This is a genomic window from Streptomyces sp. NPDC093568 (genome assembly GCF_044764945.1).
Classification (GTDB): Bacteria; Actinomycetota; Actinomycetes; order Streptomycetales; family Streptomycetaceae; genus Streptomyces.
In genome coordinates this window covers 547,756-566,574 of record NZ_JBIWJD010000005.1, presented here as the reverse complement: position 1 = coordinate 566,574, position 18,819 = coordinate 547,756, and the positions used below count along the sequence as shown (strand labels likewise).

Genomic DNA, 18,819 nt, shown 5'->3' with positions numbered 1-18,819 from the left:
AGCCGGCGGTGGGAATTCCCACCGCCGGCTTCCTGCTGTGTCGGCTTCCCTACCGGGTGCGGACTACTGGCAGTCCTGCCCGCTGTTGATGCACTGGACCATCTGGTTCATCGTGTTCTCGTCGAAGAAGTTGATGAAGTCGTTGTGGTCGGTGATCGCCTTGTGCAGCTGGTCCGGGAAGGAGTCCACCGCGAAGGCGTTCTGCACCTGTCCGTTCTGGATCTGCGGGGCCGGGACGTCGTAGACCAGGCGGACCTGGAGCTGGGGGATCGCCTGGAAACCGTTGGCGCAGGTGCCGTCGCCCTGGACGAACGCCACGTGCGTACGGTGGTTGGCGCTGTCGATGTTCTGACGGTCCCAGCAGCTCTGGAAGTTCGACGTCCGCACCACGGAGCTGCCCTCGGGGCAGATCGGGAGCTTGTCGTGCAGCTGGACCTTGTCCTCGAAGCCGGTGCAGCTCCAGTTCGCGTTGGCGTTGTTGTTGCCGTTCACGAAGGACTTGGCGTCACCGGTGATGATGCGCAGGGCCTGCGGCATCGCGACGACATCGCTCGTCTTGTTGCCGACGAACTTCAGCTGTGCCTCGCTGGGCTGGACGATCGTGCCGACGTTGCCGTCCTGACCGCCACCGGGCGCGTTCGCGTCGATGTCGTTCTGACCGTCCTGAATACGCAGCACCGGCCAGAAGTACGACGACCGGTCACCCTGGTTCTGGCAGGTGGTGTCGCCGTTCGCCAGGTCCTGGTCGCTCGCGAAAGCGTTGTTGGCCTGGTTGCCGACGTAGTCGTGCTGGTGCTGCGCACCGTTGCTGACACCGGGGGCGACGATCACGTTGTCCGAGTTGCGGTTCTCGTTCTCGTTGGTACCGCAGTTCGTGGTGAAGCTGCCGGTCGAACCGCTGTCCCCGTTCGCGGGGAGGCCGTTCGCGCCGACGCCCAGCTGGGCGCTGCCCTGGACCTGCGTGATGTCGACGAAGTCGTCCGCCGACGGGCCGTTGCCGGCCTGACCGCCGTTGCCGCCCTGGTCCTGTCCGCCGCCGTCCTGGCCGCCCTGGTCCTGACCGTCCTGGTTCTGGTCCTGACCGTCGTTGTTCTGGTCCTGACCGTCCTGGTTCTGGTCGCCGTCCTGTTGGCCGTCGTTGGTCTGCGGCTGCTCGGCCGGGACGCCCTGACACTGGGCGAGCTGGTCCAGGTTCTGCGGGCGCTGGCCGCCGGCCCGGTTGATGTTGATACCGATCCGGTCGAGCGTGGCCACACGCTTGGACTTCAGCGGGCCGAGGATGGCGTTGTCGACGTAGTTGGCGTCCCCCGCCTGGGCCTGCCGCGTCTCGGCGAGACGCTTATAGGCCTCCGTGACCTGCCTGTCCAGCAGCGCCAGCTCCTTGGCCACGCCCCTGCGCGCGCTTCTCGGCACCTTCGTCAGCTTCTGGCCGACATCCGGGCAGTTGATCGTCGCGACCTGGGCGTTCGTGGACTTCGTCTGGTTCCACCCATCGTTGTCCTCGTGCGCCGAAGCGTAGAAATTGGCCCATACAAGCCCGCCCCCGCCGAGCGCTAGGGCTGCCGATGCGGCTATGGCCTTGGTGGCCAGCGGCGTCCGGCGTTTTCTTGTGTTGCGTCCCATGGAACTCCTCTGACTTCCTTTTTCGGGGGCATCGAGGGCGCCCGACAGGAGTGAAGCGGCTCCCTTTCATACGGAGGCCGTCCCATGGGTGTTCAGCCGCCTCGGAAATTGATGCGAGATTCGTGCGCACACTGTGTGCACAACCGCCCCTGAAATACCGGGAGTTGTTGATCCCGCACGGCGGGTGCATGAACGGGTCCGGTTTTTACCGGCCGTGGTCGAGATAGGCGAGAACCGCCAGCACACGACGGTTGTCGTCGTCCGACACCTCCAGGCCCAGTTTGGTGAAGATATTGGCGGTGTGCTTGGCGATGGCCCGTTCCGTGACGACGAGCCGCTCGGCGATCGCCGCGTTCGTCCGGCCCTGTGCCATCAGCTCCAGCACCTCCGTCTCCCGGGGCGTCAGGCGGGCCAGCGGCTGGTCGCCGGCCGCGCGCCGGCTCAGCAGCTGCTGGATCACCTGCGGATCCATCGCCGTACCGCCCGCCGCGACCCGCCGTACCGCGTCCACGAACTGGTCCGCGTCGAACACCCGGTCCTTCAGCAGATATCCGACCCCGCCGCTGCCGTCGGCGAGCAACTCCCGCGCGTACAGCTGCTCCACGTGCTGCGACAGCACCAGCACCGGCAGTCCGGGCTTCCTGCGACGGGCCTCCAGGGCGCACTGCAGCCCCTCGTCGGTGTTCGTCGGCGGCAGGCGTACGTCGACCACCGCGACGTCCGGGTCCAGTTCGGCCAGCGCGCGGGACAGCTCCGGGCCGGTCTCGACGGCCGCCGCGATCTCGAAGTCGTAGGCCTCAAGCAGCCGGACGAGTCCGTCGCGCAGCAGGAACAGGTCTTCGGCTAGGACAACGCGCAAGGAATCTCCATGGTGACCATGGTGGGGCCGCCCGCGGGCGAGCTGACGGCCAGGACGCCGTCGAATGTACCCAGTCGCCGCTCGATCCCGGCCAGGCCCGAGCCGGCCCCGATCACCGCGCCCCCCTTGCCGTTGTCGGTGACGGTGACGCGCAGCATGCCGTTCGCGTGGTGCAGGTCGATCCAGATCCGGTCGGCGCCCGCGTGCTTCACGGCGTTCGTGAGCACCTCGCTGACCGCGAAGTACGCCGCCGACTCCACGGGCGCCTCCGCCCGCCCGGGCAGCTCCACGGTCACCTCGGTCGCCACCGGCAGCCGCAGCGCCAACGCCCTTACGGCATCGCCCAGTCCGCGTTCGGCGAGCACCGGCGGATGGATGCCGCGCACCAGGTCACGCAGTTCGGAGAGCGCGTCGGCGGAGGACCGGCGGGCCTGCGCGACGAGCTGCTTCGCCTTCTCCGGGTCCTTGTCGAGCAGCATCTCTATGGTGCCGAGGTCCATGCCCACCGCCACCAGGCGGGCCTGCGCGCCGTCGTGCAGATCGCGCTCGATACGGCGCAGTTCGGCGGCCGAGGTGTCGACGGCGTCCCGGCGGGTCTCCGTCAGCACCCGCACCCGCTCGGCCAGTTCGCCCTGGTTGGTGCCGAGGACGGCGCCGGTCAGCCGGAAGTGGGCCTGGAGCAGGGGCACGGTGAGGAAGTGCGCGAGGAAGAGGAGGACGAGGCCCAGGGCGCCGGCGCCGAGTGCGGAGGCCTGGTCGGTGACCGGCACGAAGCCGTACCAGTACCCGTCGGGCAGGACGCGCCACAGCCCCGCCGCGATCACGAACCCCTCCAGCGGATAGATGAGCAGCACGGCCGGCAGCAGCGCCGTGAAGAACCCCGCCGTCATGTCGACGGGCAGCCACAGCAGATCCCGCCAGGTCGCCGGATCACCCAGCATCCCGAAGGTGCGGGCCCACGGGTTGGCGTCCTTCGGCAACGGCCGGTACGCCGGCGGGATCCGCACCCCGCCCCACTCGGCGGCCAGCACCCGGCGCCGGTCGGCGAACACCCGCACCCCCGTCAGCACCCACGGCGTCGTGACGATGCCGACGCCGATCGGTATGAGCGCGATGGACACGAGGGAGAGGACGAGGCAGACGACGGCGCTCGGCAGGGAGATCAGCGCCAGCGCCAGCCCCCGCAGCGCGGCGACCCCCATGCCCCGTGCCCCGGAACCCCGCCTGCTCTTCATGTCGTTGGTCATGCCGTCAGTCTCGCGGAGGCGACAGCGCCGGGCACGGGGCCGGGCCCCCGAATCAGGGGGTGGTGCCAGGTACACCCCCTCGGGCCGCCAGCACCTTCGCCTCCAGCTCCGGATCGAGGCCCTTGACGGTCCGGTCCGGCCGCAGGGGCGCCGTGCCGCCGAGGTCCCGCAGCCACCGCCAGGTGTCCTCGACGGTCTCCTCGACGGGCCGGCAGCGCAGTCCGGTCGCCAGGGCCCGGGACACGTCCGCGCGGTGCAGGGCGTCGTGCATGTCGCTGCCCGGCGGCACCCACACCGGCAGCTGCGTCCAGGGCTCGATGCCCGCGTCCAGGATCAGCTCGGGCTCGGTCCACCGGAGTTCGGCCGCCGAGCCGGTGGTCCGCACGCACGCCTCGAGCAGGCTGCCCATGGTGGCGTGCCCCTGCGGTCCGACCAGGGTGTACGGCCCGCTGAGCTCGCGTTCCACGGCGCCGAGGGTCCACTGAGCGAGGTCACGGACATCGACGTACTGCAGCGGAAGGTCCCGCGGCCCCGGCGCGAGCACCGGCCCCCCACGCGCCACCCGGCCCAGCCACCAGGGCAGCCGGCCGACATTCTCGTACGGGCCGAGGATCAGCCCCGCCCGCACCAGCACCGAGCGGTCCGCCCCGAAGGCCTCGACGGCGGCCAGCTCGCCGCCCCGCTTGTCGCGCGCGTAGTCGGTCTGTCCGGCACCGGCCTCGGCGCCCTCCACCAGCGGCGCGTCCTCGGTGTGCCCGGCGGGCGGCGCCCACGCGTACACCGAGCGGCTCGACACATACACATACCGCCCGGCGCGGCCCCGCAGCAGCCGCGCCGAGTCCAGCACCGCGCGGGGCGCCGCCGACCAGGTGTCGACGACCGCGTCCCACTCGCCGTCCGCCTCGGCGAGGGCGGCGAGGCCCTCGGGCGCGGTGCGGTCGCCCAGGAGCGACCGCACGCCCTTCGGGGCCTCGTGCCGCCCCCGGTGGAAGACGGTCACCTCCCAGCCCCGCTCCAGGGCCGCCTCCACGACGGCCCGCCCCACGAACTCCGTACCACCCAGCATCAAGAGCCTCATGCCGCAGACTCTGCACGGTACGGACGGGAGACGGAACAGGACTCTGCCGTCAGCAGAGGCCCGGACGCGGGCGCCGGGTCAACGCCCGGCGGGCGGGGCGTACTTGTACCCCACCCTGCGCACGGTCCGGATGGTGTTCCGGTGCTCGGCGCCCAGCTTGCGGCGCAGCCGGGCGACATGGACGTCGACCGTGCGGCCGTCGCCCACGTGCCCGTACCCCCACACCGTGGTGACCAGCTGGTCGCGGGTGTGCACGCGATGGGGGTTGGCCACCAGGTGCGCGAGCAGCTCGAACTCCAAATAGGTCAGGTCGAGTTCACGACCTTCGACGGCGGCGGTGCGCCGTACGGGGTCCACCCGGACGAGCGGGTCGGTGTCCGCGTCGGCGCCGGCGTCGACGGCGTGCGGCACGGGCGGCTGCCGGTCGGCCGGGACGAGCACCAGGTAGCCGATCATGGGCGGCTGTCCGGGAAGGGCGGGCAGGGAGTGCTGTGGAGCGGGCAGCCAGGTGGCGCCCGGCGGCAGGAGGTCCGCGACGTCGATCACCTCGTCCCGGTCCACGGCACGCAGGTGATGCCGTGGGCCGTTCGAGGCGGGGGCGTTGAACGGGGCGGCGGGGGACAGAGAACGAGTGGTCGCCATGAGAGGTCAGCTCTTTCGCGCGAGAGGTCCGTCGAGAGGTCCGTGGGAGACGTACGTCGTTTCGCGCTGGCCGAAGGCCGGGGTGACGGCTTTAGAGGGCCCGCGCGTTCGTCGCGCGGCAACACACCCGGTCGAAGTCGTGGTGCTGACGGGAAGGCCAGAAGGGCTCGAGGTCATGGCGACCTGTCGCGGTGAGCTTCTGGATGCTGGCCATGACCCCATTGAAGCAGACGCAGTCCATGGACAGGACCCTCCTCTCACAGCTCGGACGCTTCCTTTACGCGAAGGGGGCGCCCACCGAGACGGTGGACGCCCTCTCCGCGGGACTCTGGCGGATCAGACCTGGCCGGCCTTCTCCAGCGCGGAGCAGCAGGTGTCGACGAGCAGACGCGTCACGACGTACGGGTCGACGTTGGCGTTCGGGCGGCGGTCCTCGATGTAGCCCTTGCCGTCCTTCTCGACCTGCCAGGGGATACGCACCGAGGCGCCGCGGTTGGAGACGCCGTAGGAGTACTCGTTCCACGGGGCGGTCTCGTGCAGACCGGTCAGGCGGTCGTCGATGCCGGCGCCGTAGTTCTTGACGTGGTCGAGCGGCTTGGAGCCCTCGCCCAGCGACTCGGCGGCGGTGATGATCGCCTCGTAGGTCTCGCGCATCGCCTTGGTGGAGAAGTTGGTGTGCGCGCCGGCGCCGTTCCAGTCGCCCTTGACCGGCTTGGGGTCGAGGGTGGCGGACACGCCGAAGTCCTCGGCGGTGCGGTAGAGCAGCCAGCGGGCCACCCACAGCTGGTCCGAGACCTCCAGCGGGGCCAGCGGGCCGACCTGGAACTCCCACTGGCCGGGCATGACCTCGGCGTTGATGCCGGACAGGCCGAGGCCCGCCGCGAGGCAGTTGTCCAGGTGTGCCTCGACGACCTCGCGGCCGAAGATCTCGTCGGCGCCGACACCGCAGTAGTAGCCGCCCTGCGGGGCCGGGAAGCCGCCCTTGGGGAAGCCGAGCGGGTAGCCGTCCTGGAAGAACGTGTACTCCTGCTCGATGCCGAAGATCGGCTCCTGGGCGGCGAACTTCTCCGCCACCTCGACCAGCGCGGCGCGGGTGTTGCTGGCGTGCGGCGTGAAGTCGATGTTCAGGACCTCGCAGAGCACCAGCACGTCGTCGCCGCCGCGGATCGGGTCCGGGCAGGTGAAGACCGGCTTGAGCACGCAGTCCGAGGCGTGACCCTCGGCCTGGTTGGTGGAGGACCCGTCGAAGCCCCAGATCGGCAGCGCGTCCAGACCGGCGGGCTCACCCGCGATGATCTTCGTCTTGGAACGCAGCTTGGCCGTCGGCTCGGTGCCGTCGATCCAGATGTACTCAGCCTTGAAGGTCACGGGCCACATCCTTCGGGGGTGTGTCTAGGCGCACTTGCGGGTGCTGCGGCGCTGCGGCACTTCAGGCGCCGCGTTTGATGCCCGCGAGCCTGTCAACAGGCGATTTCCCGGTCATTGCTCCTATGTGAACCCCGTGTTACCTGGTGTTCTTGTGGCGCGTTTCACGCACACGCGCGCGGGCCCTGCCACCCGTGGCCGCGGGTGGCAGGGCCCATGACACGTACGAGCTGGTTACGGGAGCCTCACCCCACCTTCTCGATCACCGCCCGGCGGATCAGGAACTTGCCGGGCTCGCGGACCTGCTCGAAGGCCGCGTTGTTGAGCAGTACGCAGCTGCCGGAGACCGAGGTGACCTCCACCGTCGTGGACTTGTTGTTGTCCAGGTTGGTGACCTTCAGTTTCGTGCCGGCCGGGAACTGGTTGCTGGACGCGGCCGGGGCACCGCCCTCACCGGAGAGCGTCACGGTGGAGCCGTTGCAGACCTGCTGCCCGGAGGCCGCGGCGCCGCCGCCGGCGTTCCCCGCGTTCCCGGCGTTCTCGTCGCCGCCGGCGTTGTCCGCGGCGCCCGTGTCGCCGGCGCCCGCGTTTCCGGCACCCGTGTCGCCGGCGCCCGCGGCCGGTGCGCTCGGCTGTGCGGCCTGGGAGCCCTGAGCCGACTCCCCAACCGCGCACCCGGACGCTTCCTGCTGGACCTTGATCTGCTGGATGACGGCCTCACGGTTGGCGATCCGGGCCTGCGACTGTGCGTCGGGATTGGCCCGCTGCCCCTCGATGAACCGCTGGTTGTTGCCGAGGGCGGTGGCGAGGCCCTGGCAGACGGTCGACTCCGCGGCGGACTTCACCGTCGGTGTCTGCGAGGCGTTCGAGGTGCTCGCCATGACGAAGGCACCGCCGCCCGCGACCGTCGCGGCGCTGACGAACAGCGCGATCTTCTTCTGCGTGCTGAGAGTTCTCCTACGCGACATGCGCGCCTCCTGGGAGGTAGGGGAGCGTACGCCGCTATGTACGAGATACCGAACGAGGTTACTCAGTGGTTACGGGAGTATCTGAAGTAACGTGCGTCACACGTCATCTGACGAAGGCTCAGCTGGGCCGGGACAGCGCGTCCCGGACGGCGTCCTCCGTGCGCGCGACCACGGCCGTACCGTCGTCCGCCGTGATGATCGGCCGCTGGATCAGCTTCGGGTGCTCCGCCAGCGCCTTGATCCACCGCTGCCGGGAATCCGCGTCCCGCGCCCACTCCTTGACCCCGAGCTCCCGGGCGACGGCCTCCTGGGTCCGGGTGATGTCCCACGGCTCCAGTCCGAGTCGCTCCAGCACCTCCCGGATCTCGTCCTCGCTCGGTACGTCCTCCAGGTAGCGGCGGACGGTGTAGTCGGCGCCCTCGGCGTCGAGCAGCGTGAGGGCGCTGCGGCACTTGGAACAGGCCGGGTTGATCCAGATCTCCATGCGGCCCACCGTATCCCGAAGCGCGATGTTCGAATTTCTCGCCGCCTCACGGGCCACTGGCTGACCTGCTGTGACATGGCCGCAATTTCGTTGCTGACCAGGGGATTTCATGGGGGAGTGAGGTCTGCTGATTGTCAGTGGCGGGCACTAGAATGGAGGAAGTGTTCGAGGGTGTCACCGGAAAACCCGGAGGCGCTCTGACCGCGACAGGAGGATGCCTGTGCCCGCTGCCGCACTGAAGCCGAAGCCCACCCGCAAGCCGCTGCCCACCCAGTCCACCGCGCAGCACCCGGTGCTGCTCGACCTGCCGTACGCGCCCCTGGAGAAGCGGGCGCTGCCGCCGGGCCGGCCGCGCGAGTGGTACATCACCCACAACCGCCGGCTCAAGGCCATGCGCCTTGCGATAGCGCTCCTCGACTCGGGGGTCTACATGCCGAACCAGGCACGCAACGAGACGATCCGGGACACCGCGGAGACGATCGGCGTCCACCCGCCGTCGGACACGACCTGCCACATGGTCAGGGCGCTGATGCGGTACTCGAGGTAGCCGTGGCGCCGGGTGCCGTGCCGTGAGCGGTGCCCGGCGTTGCCGTTGCCGTCGACCAGGGGCTGCCGCCCCCGGACCCCCGCTTCGGCCCTGAAGGGGCCTCGTCCTCAATCGCCGGACGGGCTGAAAAAACATGTCGGCCGGCGCTCAGAAGCACCCCCTAGGCCGACAACTCCCGCTCCAGCGGCGTCCGTAACCGCGGCGTCACCCGCGCCGCCCCCACCCACCCCCGCAGCCGCTGAGCCTCCACCGCGACCGCCGCCTCGGCCGCCCGCCGCTCCGCGGCGCCGAGGTCCGCCAGCAGCCGCCAGGCGATCTCGCCGTCCGGGCGCTGGGCCCAGCCGCCCACGACCCGTCCGTTCCACCACACCGTCGGCCCCACGTTGCCGCTCCGGTCGAACAGGGACGGCCTCAGCTCCGGCGCCAGATACCAGTCCCGCTGCTGCCACCCCATCGCCGTCGGATCCAGCCCGGGCAGCAGGGCCGCCCACGCCTCCCCGGGCCCCGCCACCGGGTCGACGTCGTCCTCGAGTACGTACCCCGTCCCCTCGTCGAGGGACACCGCCCGCGCCCCGATCGCCGTCAGCGCCCGGCGCACCTCCGTCACCCGCCACCCCGTCCACCACTTCAGGTCGGCCTCCGTGGCGGGACCGCACACCGCGAGCCAGCGCCGCAGCAGCTCCGCCTGCGCCCCGGCGGCGTCCAGCTCCGGATGCTCCGGCGCCACCGCCCAGCGGAACTGCGAGGACGTCCAGGAGCCCACCGGCCGCCCCCGCACGACCTTGCCCTCGACGCCCAGCACCCGCAGCAGCCGCGTCGAGACGGTGTGCACGCCCTCGTAGCTCTTCCCGGCCGCGTACGCGAACTGCTCGCGCAACCGCGGCTCGTCCTGGGCGAGTTCGGCCGCCGTCGCCTGCCCGCGCCGGGCCAGCGCGGCGAGCGCCGACTCCTCGACCTCCTTCAGCCAGGCGGCGTCCGGGGCCCCCGCCCTGGCCATGTCCTTCACCAGCAAAGCCCGCTCGCGGGCGGCGACCGTGAGCCCGGTGGAGGCGTGCACGACGGCCGTCAGCCCGGTGGGGAACACGAACACGGTGTGCCGCATGCCGTGCATCCGCACCAGCGTCCGCTCCTCGTACAGCGCCCGCTCGGTCTCCGGCACGGTCCTCGCGGCGTCGGCCAGCCGAGCGCCCACGGCCAGGTACACGGTCGCCGGATCGCTGCCGTGCAGCGCGACCAGCGACTCGGCCACGTCGGCCGGATCCGCCGCGCGCGCCTCCCCGGCCAGCCGGTGCCGCAGCCCCAGCCGGGCCCGCCGCTCCGCCACGCCGACGTACCGCACCCCGTCACCCACCCCGTCGCCCATCCCGGCCTCCACCCGTCACACCATCGCGAACCACCACTCCCCGTATCTTCGCCGCCCCCACTGACAACGACCTCCACCCATTCGACACCCCCCGGCCCAGCCGCACGCCACCCCTTCCCGTCACCCGAACCGCCGCCCCGACATGCGCCCGCCCCCCACCCCGCATTCACTGCCAATCAGGAGGTGGACCGCCTTCGTCGGGTGGTGTCGCAGCGGGAGGTGTCATGAAGCGGATCGGTGCGCACCTGCCGGGGAGCGGGGCGGGCGGACACTGGGCCGGCGGGTCATGACGAGCCCGGCCACACCGGGCGACCGGTTCGTGCGCGGCAAGGCCGCCCGCAAGCGCGCTCCCCGCTCCGCGCACGCCGCCTGGATCCCCTCCGTCGACCGCCGGGACCCCGTCGGCGTACTGGAGCGCCAGGGCCGCGACCGGCTCCCGGAGCTCCTGCCGATCCGGTACGGGCGGATGGCGTCGTCCCCGTCCGCCTTCCTGCGCGGTGCCGCCGCCGTGATGGCCGCCGACCTCGCCGCCACCCCGCACACCGGCCTCACCGTTCAGCTGTGCGGCGACGCCCATCTGCTCAACTTCGGCGTGTACACCTCCCCGGAGCGCGCCCTGCACTTCGACCTCAACGACTTCGACGAGACCTTCCCGGGACCGTTCGAGTGGGACGTCAAGCGGCTCGCCACCTCGGTCGCCGTGGCGGCCCGGGAGAACGGTCACCCGGAGGCCAAGGTCGTCCGCGCGGCCCGGGAGGCGGGCGCGGCCTACCGCGTCGCGATACGCCGGCTCGCGCGGCAGGGCGAGCTCGACGTCTGGTACACGCGCATCGGCGCCGAGCAACTGCTGCCCCTGGTCCGCTCCGCGCCCCGGCACCGCCGCGTAGAGGCCAGCCTCGGCCGCGCGCGCCGCCGTACCAGCCTGCGGGCTTTCGGCAAGCTGACCGAGACGGTCGACGGACGCCGGCGCATCATCGACGACCCGCCGCTGCTGGAACGCGCGGGCACCTCCGACATGGCCTCCCTGCGCAAGACCTTCAGCGACTACCGCTCGACCCTCTCCGAGGAGCGGCGCCTCCTCCTCGACCGCTACCGCTTCGTCGACGCCGCCCGCAAGGTCGTCGGCGTCGGCAGCGTCGGCCTGCGCTGCTTCCTCGTGCTGCTCGCCGGACGCGACGCCGGCGACCCGCTCTTCCTGCAGATCAAGGAGGCCCGGCAGTCGGTCCTGGAGGACCATCTGCCGAGCGGGCCGTACGTCCATCCCGGACACCGCGTCGTGGCCGGCCAGCGGCTGCTGCAGGCCACCGGTGACATCTTCCTGGGCTGGATGTCGGGGCCGCAGGGGCGCGCGTTCTACTGGCGCCAGCTGCGGGACATGAAGGGCTCGGCGGACGTGGCCGGGATGGGCCCCGACGACCTGAGCGCGTACGCCCGGCTGTGCGGCACCGCCCTCGCCCGGGCGCACGCCCGCTCCGGCGACCGTATCGCCATCGCCGGCTACCTGGGCGGCGCCGACACCTTCGACCGTGCCGTCGCCGACTTCGCCCTGGCCTACGCCGACCAGACCGTCGCCGACCACACGGCCCTGCGCGGCGCCGTCGAGGCCGGGGTGGTCAGGGCCGCACCCGAGATCTGACCGGCGCAGGATCCGGTCCGTTCAGCCGCACCCGGCCAGCACGGCGGTCACGAACTCCCGCCGGTCCTCGGCGTGTTCCTCGAACCACAGCCCAAGCATGTGCTCCGAACCCGGCACGTCGAACCGGGTGAAGCGCGCGTGCGCGGCCAGCGCGTCCTGGACCGCCTCCGTCACGGTCGGCGGGATGATCGCGTCCGACCCCGGCACCGCGAGCACCGCCCGCCCCTCGTACGCCCGCAGCGCCTCCAGCGCGGGCGCCCCGCGCCAGCTGTCCGGCCTGCGGATGATCTCGCTGAACTGCCCGTCCCCGTCACCGAACGGCACGTCCCACGCCTCCCGCGCGTACACGGCGGGCGCGCACAGCCCCACCGCCGCCACACGCCTGCCGTAGTGGGCGACGAGATCCGTCACCGTCTGTCCGCTCATGCTGAACCCGACGAGGATCAGCGCACCGCCCGCCGGAACCCGCGCGTCGATGACGGCGACGGCCTGGTCGAAGCGCCGCCGCAGGCTCAACTTCCCCGGTTCTCCGGTGCTTTCACCGTGCCCCGAGAAGTCGAAGGCGATCCCGCGGCAGCCCCGGGAGACGAACTCCGCGAGCATCGGCAGCAGGCGGTCCTTGGTGCCGGCGCCCGCACCGTGCAGCAGGACGACGGTGGCCGTGTCCGCGCCGTCGGCGTCACCGCCGTAGACCCCGCTGAGCAGTTCACCGTCGTACGCGTGTGTGAAGGAGGAGAGCTCGATCATGGGGTCCATTCATTCACACCGGACAGGGCCAACTCCCACCCCGGGAAAAGGAGATGCACACCGGGTGACCGCCTCCCTACCCTGGACACGCGTAACGGAGCAGTTCACGCCGCTTCTCGCAGAGGAGGCGTCACCCTGCGGGCTCGGGGCTACTCTCTACGCACCGACCGACGGCCGCCATTCCCCAGCGCCCCGTCGGGGACATCCGATCACCGCTCAGTACCGACCCACACGCACACGGAGGCCCGTGATGGGCACCATCGTCATGTCCGGGACCGTCGTCCTGGTGATCCTTGGATTCGGAAACCACGTCTACTGGCTGGCCGCGGTCGCTGTGCTCTTCCTCTACCTGCAGTACGGCCGCAGCTCCTCCACGTCGAGCGGCGGCGCCGGGGGCGCCGGGGGAGCGGCCCCTGGGGGAGGGGCCGTGCCCTCGGACTACCGCGCCTACCGCGATCGTCGTGACAAGCAGGCCAAGTGGGAGCGCCGCTACCGCCGCGAGCGCCCCCTGGAGGCCCGTCGCCAGGAGCGCGAGAAGAGCAAGTGAGACCACCTCGGGTGGTGACGCGCCCCTGAGGGTGCCCCCGGTCACAGGCCGGGGGCACCCCACACCGGGAACCAGCGGTTCAGGTCCTGCTCGATCCGCAGGTCGTTCGCGAGCGCCGCCCGCACCCGCAGCTCCAGCGGGTTGTCACGCCGCTCCGCCGCGCCGGGCAGCGGCGCGAAGGGGTAGAAGGTGCCGCGCTTGTAGAGATAGACGAGCGCGAGCCGGCGGCCCTGCCCGCCCTCCCCGGCACCCTCCTTCTCGAACCCCGCCAGCGAGCACAGCAGCTGCGGTCCGAAGCCGTTGACCTCCATCGCGCTGTTCACCGCGTGCAGATCGTTGACCAGCTCCGGCAGCTGGCCGGGCGTGCGCCGGGAGACCAGCCACGAGTAGCCGTAGCCGTCCCGGGTCAGCTCCACCGGCCGGTCCTCGCGCTCGGCGTCCGCGTCGAGCAGCGCCTGCACCTCGCGATGCGTCTGCTCGAACAGGCCGCCCTCGACGGTGGCGAAGCACACCGCCCCGCTCCCCGTCGGCCGGAAACCGGCCGCCGCCTCCAGCGTCACGGCCGCCGACGGCAGGGCGAAGAGCTGGTCGAGATCGGGTACGACCGGCTTGCTGCGGCCGAGCAGGATGTCCAGCAGCCCCATCTCACGCCCCTCCGGGAGCCGCCGCCTGGTCCAGCTCGGCGGAGATGCGCCCCAGCTGGTCGAGCCGCTGCTCCAGGCTCGGGTGGGTGGAGAAGAGCTGCGCGATGCCGGGATCCCGGCCGAGCGCCGGAGTGAAGTAGAACGCGTTGAAGGCCTGTGCCGTCCGCAGGTCCTTGGACGGGATCCGGGCGATGTCGCCGGTGACCTTGGTCAGCGCGGACGCCAGCGCCGAGGGGCGCCCGGTGAGCAGCGCCGCGGCCCGGTCGGCGGCCAGCTCGCGGTACCGGGACAGGGCCCTGATCAGCAGGAAGCTGATCGCGTACACGGCCGCCGACACCCCGAGCACGGCGGCGAGGGTCGCCGCGGTGTTCTGGTCCCGGCGCCCGTCCCCGAGCAGCTGGCTGTAGAAGGCGAACCGCACGATCAGCCCCGCGATGACCCCGAGGAAGGAGGCCACGGTGATCACGGCGACGTCCTTGTGCGCCACATGCGACAGCTCGTGCGCGAGCACACCCTCCAGCTCGTCCGGCTCCAGCCGGCGCAGCAGCCCCGTGGTCACGCAGAGCACGGCGTGATCGGGATTGCGCCCGGTGGCGAACGCGTTCGGCATATCCATGTCCGACACGGCGACGACGGGCTTCGGCATGTCCGCGATGGCACACAGCCGGTCGATCACCCCGTGGAGCTCGGGATACTCCTCACGTTCCACGACCCGTCCGCGCATCGCGAACAGCGCGACCCGGTCGGAGAACCAGTACTGCGCCCCCAGCAGCCCCGCCGCCACGACCACGACGAGCACCCAGGACTTCAGCAGCACGACCAAAGCGGCGATGAATCCCACATACAACAACCCGAGCAGAAACAGCGTGACCCCCATACGCGCGGTCAGTCGCCGGTCACTCCGGAAGCGGCTCTGCATCTTGCACCACCCCGCACTCAGGCACTCGTCCCACTGCCCAGTGTGCACCCGGCCACGCCCATGAACGGGTCGCGATCGGCCCTAGGAGCAGCAAAGAGCCCCTGGCTAGGGAGCGCGGAAGTTCAGGTACCCGAGCAGCACGATCACGGCCGCCACGGAGCCCAGGACGACGACCGTCGACACCCATCCCGACCGCCGCTGCCGCCGCGCCACATGCTCGGGCTCGGCCCGGAAGGGCACCGGACCGGGAGGGTTCTCCTTCCAGCGCGCGGCGAGCATCCGGGCCCGTGCCGAGGGCTCCTTGTGCTCGGCGTTGTCCGCCCACCTCAGGTCGAACTCGCGTTCCTGATCGTCGTGTTCGTGCCGCTCCGGCATCCCGTCCACCCCCGTGTCGTCTCCTCGGCAGAATAGAACATACGCCCGCGCCCCCGCTGTCGGTGCGACAGCGGGGGCGCGGGCGGGATGCCTGGGTCAGGCGTCGATCACACGTCGAAGAAGTGATGTCCCGGCGCCGCTACCTTGGGGTCATGTTTCCTGCTCCGCTCTGACCAGCGCGGATGCTGTCGATGTCTGTCGTTGTTGGGTGTCGTCGGCCACCCTCGCACGGCCCATGGACGGCCCGACCCGGGGCTCGGTGACGTCACTGGGGCAGGAAGCCAGGCTTCTCCTGTCCAAGGTCACGGAGCCGCGCGAGGCACGCCTGCGCCCCAGGCTCCGAGCAGTGCACGGCTGCCACCCAGGAGGGGCTCCGATCGGTTGGTCAGCCCTTGGGTGGGGTGTCCGCTCCCATCCTTCAGGGGTTGTCGGGTTCGAAGTTGGAGATCTCGGCGGTGATGTTGTCGATGGTCCCGTCCTGGTCGATGGTGGTGAGGACCCTGACGGGCTGGATCGGGTGCGGCGGGAGGATTGGGTCCGGCGGGTAGATCTTGAGGAACGTGGGGAAGACGGCCAGGGGGCTGATCGGGCCCGGCGGGTATTCCACGACGTTGTTGTCGGTGCCGACGAAGTGGTAGAGGCCGCCGCTGTCTTGGCCGACGCCGGTGGTGTTCCGCAGCTGGCTGGTGATCTGGGCGGTTCCGCCGCCACCCGGCTCGGTCCGGGTGACGACGGTGATGCGGATGCTGCCCGTTACGTCAACCGGTTCCGGGCCGGTGAACAGCAACGTTCCGCTCAGTCCCAGCACCGCGGTGCGCCGGTGGATGGTCTGGGCGGAGGCGGAGGCGGAGGCGGAGGCGGAGGCCGTGGTCGTGGGAAGAGCCAGGCCGAGCAGGGCAACCATCAGGCAGATCTTGCTGACGACGCGCAGAGGGTGACCGCGCATGCATGCTCCCATCGGTGAGGCGGGACTGGATGACCACCCCCTCCCGCCGTGGAAGTCCAGCCTGACCGGGCAAGCCAACCGCTGTCCTGTCGGACTGGGCGGACGGGTGACCCGGGCTCCCGGACGGGGTAGGCGCGGTCACTCCTGAGCCGCCCACGGCGAGCAACGAAGGTGCCTCCGATCTGGGCGGTCCGGGGACACCTTCGTGTTACTAGCGCAGATGCATCGACAGTTGTAGGCCATGCACCAAGGCGACGGGACGTTCGAGAACGTTCGAATAAGACGGGCTTCGGTGACGCAAAGCCACTAGGCGCAGACTCCGGGATGGCAGCCTCATATCAGCGGACGGTCTTCGCGAACGTCTCCGCTGTGTTCGGCGCCGCAATGGACGATGGCATTCTGACGCGGAACCCCTGCCGCGCAGGATCGGTGCGGGCGCCCAAGTTGGATCGGCGGAAGATCAAGCCGTGGCCGCGTGACCGGGTGGTCGCTGTCCGGGACGGACTGCCGAGCCAGTACGCGCCGATCGTCGATGTCGGGTGCAGGGGTGCGGATTGCGGCAGGGTGAGATTTTCGGGCTCGCCGTGGACGAAGTCGACTTCGTCGGGGGAGCGGTGCATGTCGTGCGGCAGGTCAAGCTGGTCGGCCCGCAGATGGTGTTCGCCCCGCCCCAAGGGCGGCAAGCTACGGGACGTTCCGCTGCCGGGTGTGGTGTCGGATGCGCTTGCCGCTCACATCACCCGCCAGCCCCCTATCGACGTCACCCTGCCGTGGAAGACGCCGGACGGTCCGCCGGTAACAGCCAAATTGCTGTTCTTCTCGCGGGAGCGGAAGGCGCTGAACAGGAACTACTTCAACATGTACCTGTGGAAGCCTGCCCTGATCGCTGCCGGCGTCATCCCGGAGCGGGAGCCGGGGGAGCGGTTCCAACCGTCGCGTGAGCATGGCATGCACGCCCTGCGGCACTACTACGCGTCGGTGCTGTTGGACTCGGGAGAGAACATCAAGGCGTTGGCCGAGTACCTCGGTCACTCAGACCCGGGATTCACGCTCCGGACGTACACGCACCTCATGCCGATCAGCCAGGACCGCGCCCGTAGGGCCATCGACGCCGCGTTCGGCTTGCCGGATGTGGACGCCGGCCCCGGCGAAGCCGATGCGCTGACCTGAGTGGCACCGGGACCGTAGCTCTCGACCACCGTTCGCTCTGCGGGCCCGAAACAGGCCGTCGGCCGTGCCCTTCCAGCGAGGAAGAACACGGCCGACGGCCCACACACGGCCCAGGGGAGCGGAAACCCGCTCTGACCTGGGGGGATATCACACGTCGAAGTACAGCTCGAACTCGTGCGGGTGCGGACGCAGCTGCAGCGGGGCGATCTCGTTCGCGCGCTTGTAGTCGATCCACGTCTCGATCAGGTCCGGCGTGAAGACGTCGCCCTGGAGGAGGAACTCGTGGTCGCGCTCGAGGGAGTCGAGGACGGCCGGGAGGGAGGTCGGGACCTGGGCGACGTTCGCGTGCTCCTCGGGAGCCAGCTCGTAGAGGTCCTTGTCGATCGGCTCGGCCGGCTCGATCTTGTTCTTGATGCCGTCGAGGCCCGCGAGGAGCAGGGCCGAGAAGGCCAGGTACGGGTTGCCGGAGGAGTCGGGCGCGCGGAACTCGACGCGCTTGGCCTTCGGGTTCGAACCCGTGATCGGGATACGCATCGCGGCGGAGCGGTTGCGCTGCGAGTACACCAGGTTGATCGGCGCCTCGAAGCCCGGCACCAGACGGTGGTAGGAGTTCACCGTCGGGTTGGTGAAGGCGAGCAGCGACGGGGCGTGCTTGAGGATGCCGCCGATGTAGTAGCGGGCGGTGTCCGACAGGCCCGCGTAGCCGGCCTCGTCGTAGAAGAGCGGCTGGCCGCCGGTCCACAGCGACTGGTGCACGTGCATGCCCGAGCCGTTGTCACCGAAGATCGGCTTCGGCATGAAGGTCGCGGTCTTGCCGTTGCGCCAGGCCACGTTCTTCACGATGTACTTGAAGAGCTGAAGGTCGTCGGCGGCGGCGAGCAGCGTGTTGAACTTGTAGTTGATCTCGGCCTGGCCGGCGGTGCCCACCTCGTGGTGCTGGCGCTCGACCTTCAGGCCGGCCCGGTCCAGCTCCAGGGAGATCTCGGCACGCAGGTCGGCGAAGTGGTCGACCGGCGGGGTCGGGAAGTAGCCGCCCTTGTAGCGGACCTTGTAACCGCGGTTGTCCTCCAGCGCACCGGTGTTCCAGGCACCTGCCTCGGAGTCGATGTGGTAGAAGGACTCGTTCTCGGACGTCTTGAAGCGGACGCTGTCGAAGACGTAGAACTCGGCCTCGGGACCGAAGTACGCGGTGTCCGCGATACCGGTCGAGGCGAGGTAGGCCTCGGCCTTCTTCGCCACGTTGCGCGGGTCACGGGAGTACTGCTCGCCCGTGATCGGGTCGTGGATGAAGAAGTTGATGTTGAGCGTCTTGTCCCGGCGGAACGGGTCGACACGGGCGGTCGACAGGTCCGCGCGCAGCGCCATGTCGGACTCGTGGATCGCCTGGAAACCACGGATCGACGATCCGTCGAAGGCGAGCTCCTCGTCCGGGTCGAACGCCTCGACGGGCACCGTGAAGTGCTGCATGACGCCCGGCAGGTCGCAGAACCGGACGTCGACGAACTTGACGTCCTCGTCCGCGATGAACTTCTTGGCCTCGTCGGCGTTCTGGAACATCCAGCTCCTCCTACTCCCGACCGTCCGCGCCGGGGTGGTAGTTCGTTCGTGCGGCCAGTGCGGTGGCACACGCTGACCTCGACCCTAGGGACGGGTGATTTC

20 protein-coding genes are annotated in these 18,819 nt (G+C 70.4%); 4 read left to right on the top strand and 16 right to left on the bottom strand.

Features of this window, described 5'->3' with window-relative positions; all coding sequences use genetic code 11:
• Nucleotides 1-63: 63 nt before the first annotated feature.
• The 8 genes from ACIRD7_RS23270 to ACIRD7_RS23235 all read right to left on the bottom strand — a co-directional run bounded on the left by ACIRD7_RS23270 (nt 64) and on the right by ACIRD7_RS23235 (nt 8,266).
• A complete protein-coding gene (locus ACIRD7_RS23270; protein ID WP_403456196.1) occupies nt 64-1,623 on the bottom strand; it encodes a DUF1996 domain-containing protein in 1,560 nt (519 codons plus the stop codon).
• A gap of 205 nt (nt 1,624-1,828) precedes the next feature.
• Entirely contained in the window at nt 1,829-2,482 is a 654-nt protein-coding gene (locus ACIRD7_RS23265; RefSeq protein WP_403456193.1) for a LuxR C-terminal-related transcriptional regulator, read from the bottom strand.
• A complete protein-coding gene (locus ACIRD7_RS23260) occupies nt 2,467-3,729 on the bottom strand; it encodes a sensor histidine kinase (protein ID WP_403456191.1) in 1,263 nt (420 codons plus the stop codon). The genes ACIRD7_RS23265 and ACIRD7_RS23260 overlap by 16 nt, the downstream gene beginning before the upstream one ends.
• 52 nt (nt 3,730-3,781) lie before the next feature.
• Nucleotides 3,782-4,807 carry an SDR family oxidoreductase gene (locus tag ACIRD7_RS23255; protein WP_403456190.1) on the bottom strand — a complete coding sequence of 342 codons (1,026 nt, stop codon included), beginning with the start codon at nt 4,805-4,807 and terminating at the stop codon, nt 3,782-3,784.
• A 78-nt stretch (nt 4,808-4,885) separates the two neighbouring features.
• Nucleotides 4,886-5,449, bottom strand: coding sequence for a winged helix-turn-helix domain-containing protein (locus tag ACIRD7_RS23250; RefSeq protein WP_403456187.1), 564 nt, complete (start codon nt 5,447-5,449; stop codon nt 4,886-4,888).
• 336 nt (nt 5,450-5,785) lie between these two features.
• Nucleotides 5,786-6,817 carry a glutamine synthetase gene (gene glnII, locus ACIRD7_RS23245; protein WP_403456185.1) on the bottom strand — a complete coding sequence of 344 codons (1,032 nt, stop codon included), beginning with the start codon at nt 6,815-6,817 and terminating at the stop codon, nt 5,786-5,788.
• Nucleotides 6,818-7,059: 242 nt separating this feature from the next.
• The gene (locus ACIRD7_RS23240) at nt 7,060-7,782 is read right to left on the bottom strand and encodes a hypothetical protein (RefSeq protein WP_403456182.1); all 723 of its coding nucleotides are present in this window, start codon (nt 7,780-7,782) and stop codon (nt 7,060-7,062) included.
• Nucleotides 7,783-7,900: 118 nt separating this feature from the next.
• Nucleotides 7,901-8,266, bottom strand: coding sequence for an ArsC/Spx/MgsR family protein (locus ACIRD7_RS23235; protein ID WP_403456179.1), 366 nt, complete (start codon nt 8,264-8,266; stop codon nt 7,901-7,903).
• Between the two features lie 220 nt (nt 8,267-8,486).
• On the opposite strand from ACIRD7_RS23235, the gene ACIRD7_RS23230 reads away from it, so the two are divergent.
• Entirely contained in the window at nt 8,487-8,813 is a 327-nt protein-coding gene (locus tag ACIRD7_RS23230; RefSeq protein WP_403456176.1) for a hypothetical protein, read from the top strand.
• 160 nt (nt 8,814-8,973) lie between these two features.
• On the opposite strand, the gene ACIRD7_RS23225 is transcribed toward ACIRD7_RS23230, so the two are convergent.
• Entirely contained in the window at nt 8,974-10,176 is a 1,203-nt protein-coding gene (locus ACIRD7_RS23225) for a winged helix DNA-binding domain-containing protein (RefSeq protein ID WP_403456173.1), read from the bottom strand.
• A 286-nt stretch (nt 10,177-10,462) separates the two neighbouring features.
• Here ACIRD7_RS23225 and ACIRD7_RS23220 point away from each other — a divergent pair, with 286 nt between their 5' ends.
• The gene (locus ACIRD7_RS23220) at nt 10,463-11,812 is read left to right on the top strand and encodes a DUF2252 domain-containing protein (RefSeq protein WP_403456172.1); all 1,350 of its coding nucleotides are present in this window, start codon (nt 10,463-10,465) and stop codon (nt 11,810-11,812) included.
• Between the two features lie 21 nt (nt 11,813-11,833).
• Here the strand turns inward: ACIRD7_RS23220 and ACIRD7_RS23215 are convergent, their stop codons facing one another.
• The gene (locus ACIRD7_RS23215) at nt 11,834-12,559 is read right to left on the bottom strand and encodes an alpha/beta hydrolase (RefSeq protein WP_403456171.1); all 726 of its coding nucleotides are present in this window, start codon (nt 12,557-12,559) and stop codon (nt 11,834-11,836) included.
• Nucleotides 12,560-12,809: 250 nt separating this feature from the next.
• On the opposite strand from ACIRD7_RS23215, the gene ACIRD7_RS23210 reads away from it, so the two are divergent.
• Entirely contained in the window at nt 12,810-13,106 is a 297-nt protein-coding gene (locus tag ACIRD7_RS23210) for a hypothetical protein (protein WP_403456169.1), read from the top strand.
• 41 nt (nt 13,107-13,147) lie between these two features.
• Here the strand turns inward: ACIRD7_RS23210 and ACIRD7_RS23205 are convergent, their stop codons facing one another.
• The 5 genes from ACIRD7_RS23205 to ACIRD7_RS23185 all read right to left on the bottom strand — a co-directional run bounded on the left by ACIRD7_RS23205 (nt 13,148) and on the right by ACIRD7_RS23185 (nt 16,664).
• Nucleotides 13,148-13,750 carry a hypothetical protein gene (locus tag ACIRD7_RS23205; RefSeq protein ID WP_403456166.1) on the bottom strand — a complete coding sequence of 201 codons (603 nt, stop codon included), beginning with the start codon at nt 13,748-13,750 and terminating at the stop codon, nt 13,148-13,150.
• Nucleotide 13,751: 1 nt separating this feature from the next.
• Entirely contained in the window at nt 13,752-14,669 is a 918-nt protein-coding gene (gene htpX, locus ACIRD7_RS23200) for a zinc metalloprotease HtpX (RefSeq protein WP_403456164.1), read from the bottom strand.
• Nucleotides 14,670-14,774: 105 nt separating this feature from the next.
• Nucleotides 14,775-15,044 carry a hypothetical protein gene (locus ACIRD7_RS23195; protein WP_403456420.1) on the bottom strand — a complete coding sequence of 90 codons (270 nt, stop codon included), beginning with the start codon at nt 15,042-15,044 and terminating at the stop codon, nt 14,775-14,777.
• A 418-nt stretch (nt 15,045-15,462) separates the two neighbouring features.
• Nucleotides 15,463-15,990, bottom strand: a complete 528-nt coding sequence (locus ACIRD7_RS23190) for a hypothetical protein (RefSeq protein WP_403456162.1) — start codon at nt 15,988-15,990, stop codon at nt 15,463-15,465.
• 338 nt (nt 15,991-16,328) lie between these two features.
• Complete coding sequence (locus ACIRD7_RS23185) at nt 16,329-16,664, bottom strand: hypothetical protein (protein ID WP_403456432.1); 336 nt, start codon at nt 16,662-16,664, stop codon at nt 16,329-16,331.
• Between ACIRD7_RS23185 and ACIRD7_RS23180 the strand changes: the two genes are divergently transcribed.
• Nucleotides 16,609-17,160 carry a tyrosine-type recombinase/integrase gene (locus tag ACIRD7_RS23180; RefSeq protein ID WP_403456159.1) on the top strand — a complete coding sequence of 184 codons (552 nt, stop codon included), beginning with the start codon at nt 16,609-16,611 and terminating at the stop codon, nt 17,158-17,160. The genes ACIRD7_RS23185 and ACIRD7_RS23180 overlap by 56 nt on opposite strands.
• A 147-nt stretch (nt 17,161-17,307) precedes the next feature.
• Here the strand turns inward: ACIRD7_RS23180 and glnA are convergent, their stop codons facing one another.
• Nucleotides 17,308-18,717 carry a type I glutamate--ammonia ligase gene (gene glnA, locus ACIRD7_RS23175; protein ID WP_403456157.1) on the bottom strand — a complete coding sequence of 470 codons (1,410 nt, stop codon included), beginning with the start codon at nt 18,715-18,717 and terminating at the stop codon, nt 17,308-17,310.
• Nucleotides 18,718-18,819 lie beyond the last annotated feature (102 nt).

Coding starts and splice junctions, on each gene's coding strand:
- ACIRD7_RS23270 (WP_403456196.1), bottom strand. CDS start 1,623: ATGGGACGCAACACAAGAAAACGCCGGACGCCGCTGGCCACCAAGGCC.
- ACIRD7_RS23260 (WP_403456191.1), bottom strand. CDS start 3,729: ATGACCAACGACATGAAGAGCAGGCGGGGTTCCGGGGCACGGGGCATG.
- ACIRD7_RS23255 (WP_403456190.1), bottom strand. CDS start 4,807: ATGAGGCTCTTGATGCTGGGTGGTACGGAGTTCGTGGGGCGGGCCGTC.
- ACIRD7_RS23250 (WP_403456187.1), bottom strand. CDS start 5,449: ATGGCGACCACTCGTTCTCTGTCCCCCGCCGCCCCGTTCAACGCCCCC.
- ACIRD7_RS23240 (WP_403456182.1), bottom strand. CDS start 7,782: ATGTCGCGTAGGAGAACTCTCAGCACGCAGAAGAAGATCGCGCTGTTC.
- ACIRD7_RS23235 (WP_403456179.1), bottom strand. CDS start 8,266: ATGGAGATCTGGATCAACCCGGCCTGTTCCAAGTGCCGCAGCGCCCTC.
- ACIRD7_RS23225 (WP_403456173.1), bottom strand. CDS start 10,176: ATGGGCGACGGGGTGGGTGACGGGGTGCGGTACGTCGGCGTGGCGGAG.
- ACIRD7_RS23220 (WP_403456172.1), top strand. CDS start 10,463: ATGACGAGCCCGGCCACACCGGGCGACCGGTTCGTGCGCGGCAAGGCC.
- ACIRD7_RS23215 (WP_403456171.1), bottom strand. CDS start 12,559: ATGATCGAGCTCTCCTCCTTCACACACGCGTACGACGGTGAACTGCTC.
- ACIRD7_RS23210 (WP_403456169.1), top strand. CDS start 12,810: ATGGGCACCATCGTCATGTCCGGGACCGTCGTCCTGGTGATCCTTGGA.
- ACIRD7_RS23205 (WP_403456166.1), bottom strand. CDS start 13,750: ATGGGGCTGCTGGACATCCTGCTCGGCCGCAGCAAGCCGGTCGTACCC.
- htpX (WP_403456164.1), bottom strand. CDS start 14,669: ATGCAGAGCCGCTTCCGGAGTGACCGGCGACTGACCGCGCGTATGGGG.
- ACIRD7_RS23195 (WP_403456420.1), bottom strand. CDS start 15,044: ATGCCGGAGCGGCACGAACACGACGATCAGGAACGCGAGTTCGACCTG.
- ACIRD7_RS23190 (WP_403456162.1), bottom strand. CDS start 15,990: ATGCGCGGTCACCCTCTGCGCGTCGTCAGCAAGATCTGCCTGATGGTT.
- ACIRD7_RS23180 (WP_403456159.1), top strand. CDS start 16,609: ATGTCGTGCGGCAGGTCAAGCTGGTCGGCCCGCAGATGGTGTTCGCCC.
- glnA (WP_403456157.1), bottom strand. CDS start 18,717: ATGTTCCAGAACGCCGACGAGGCCAAGAAGTTCATCGCGGACGAGGAC.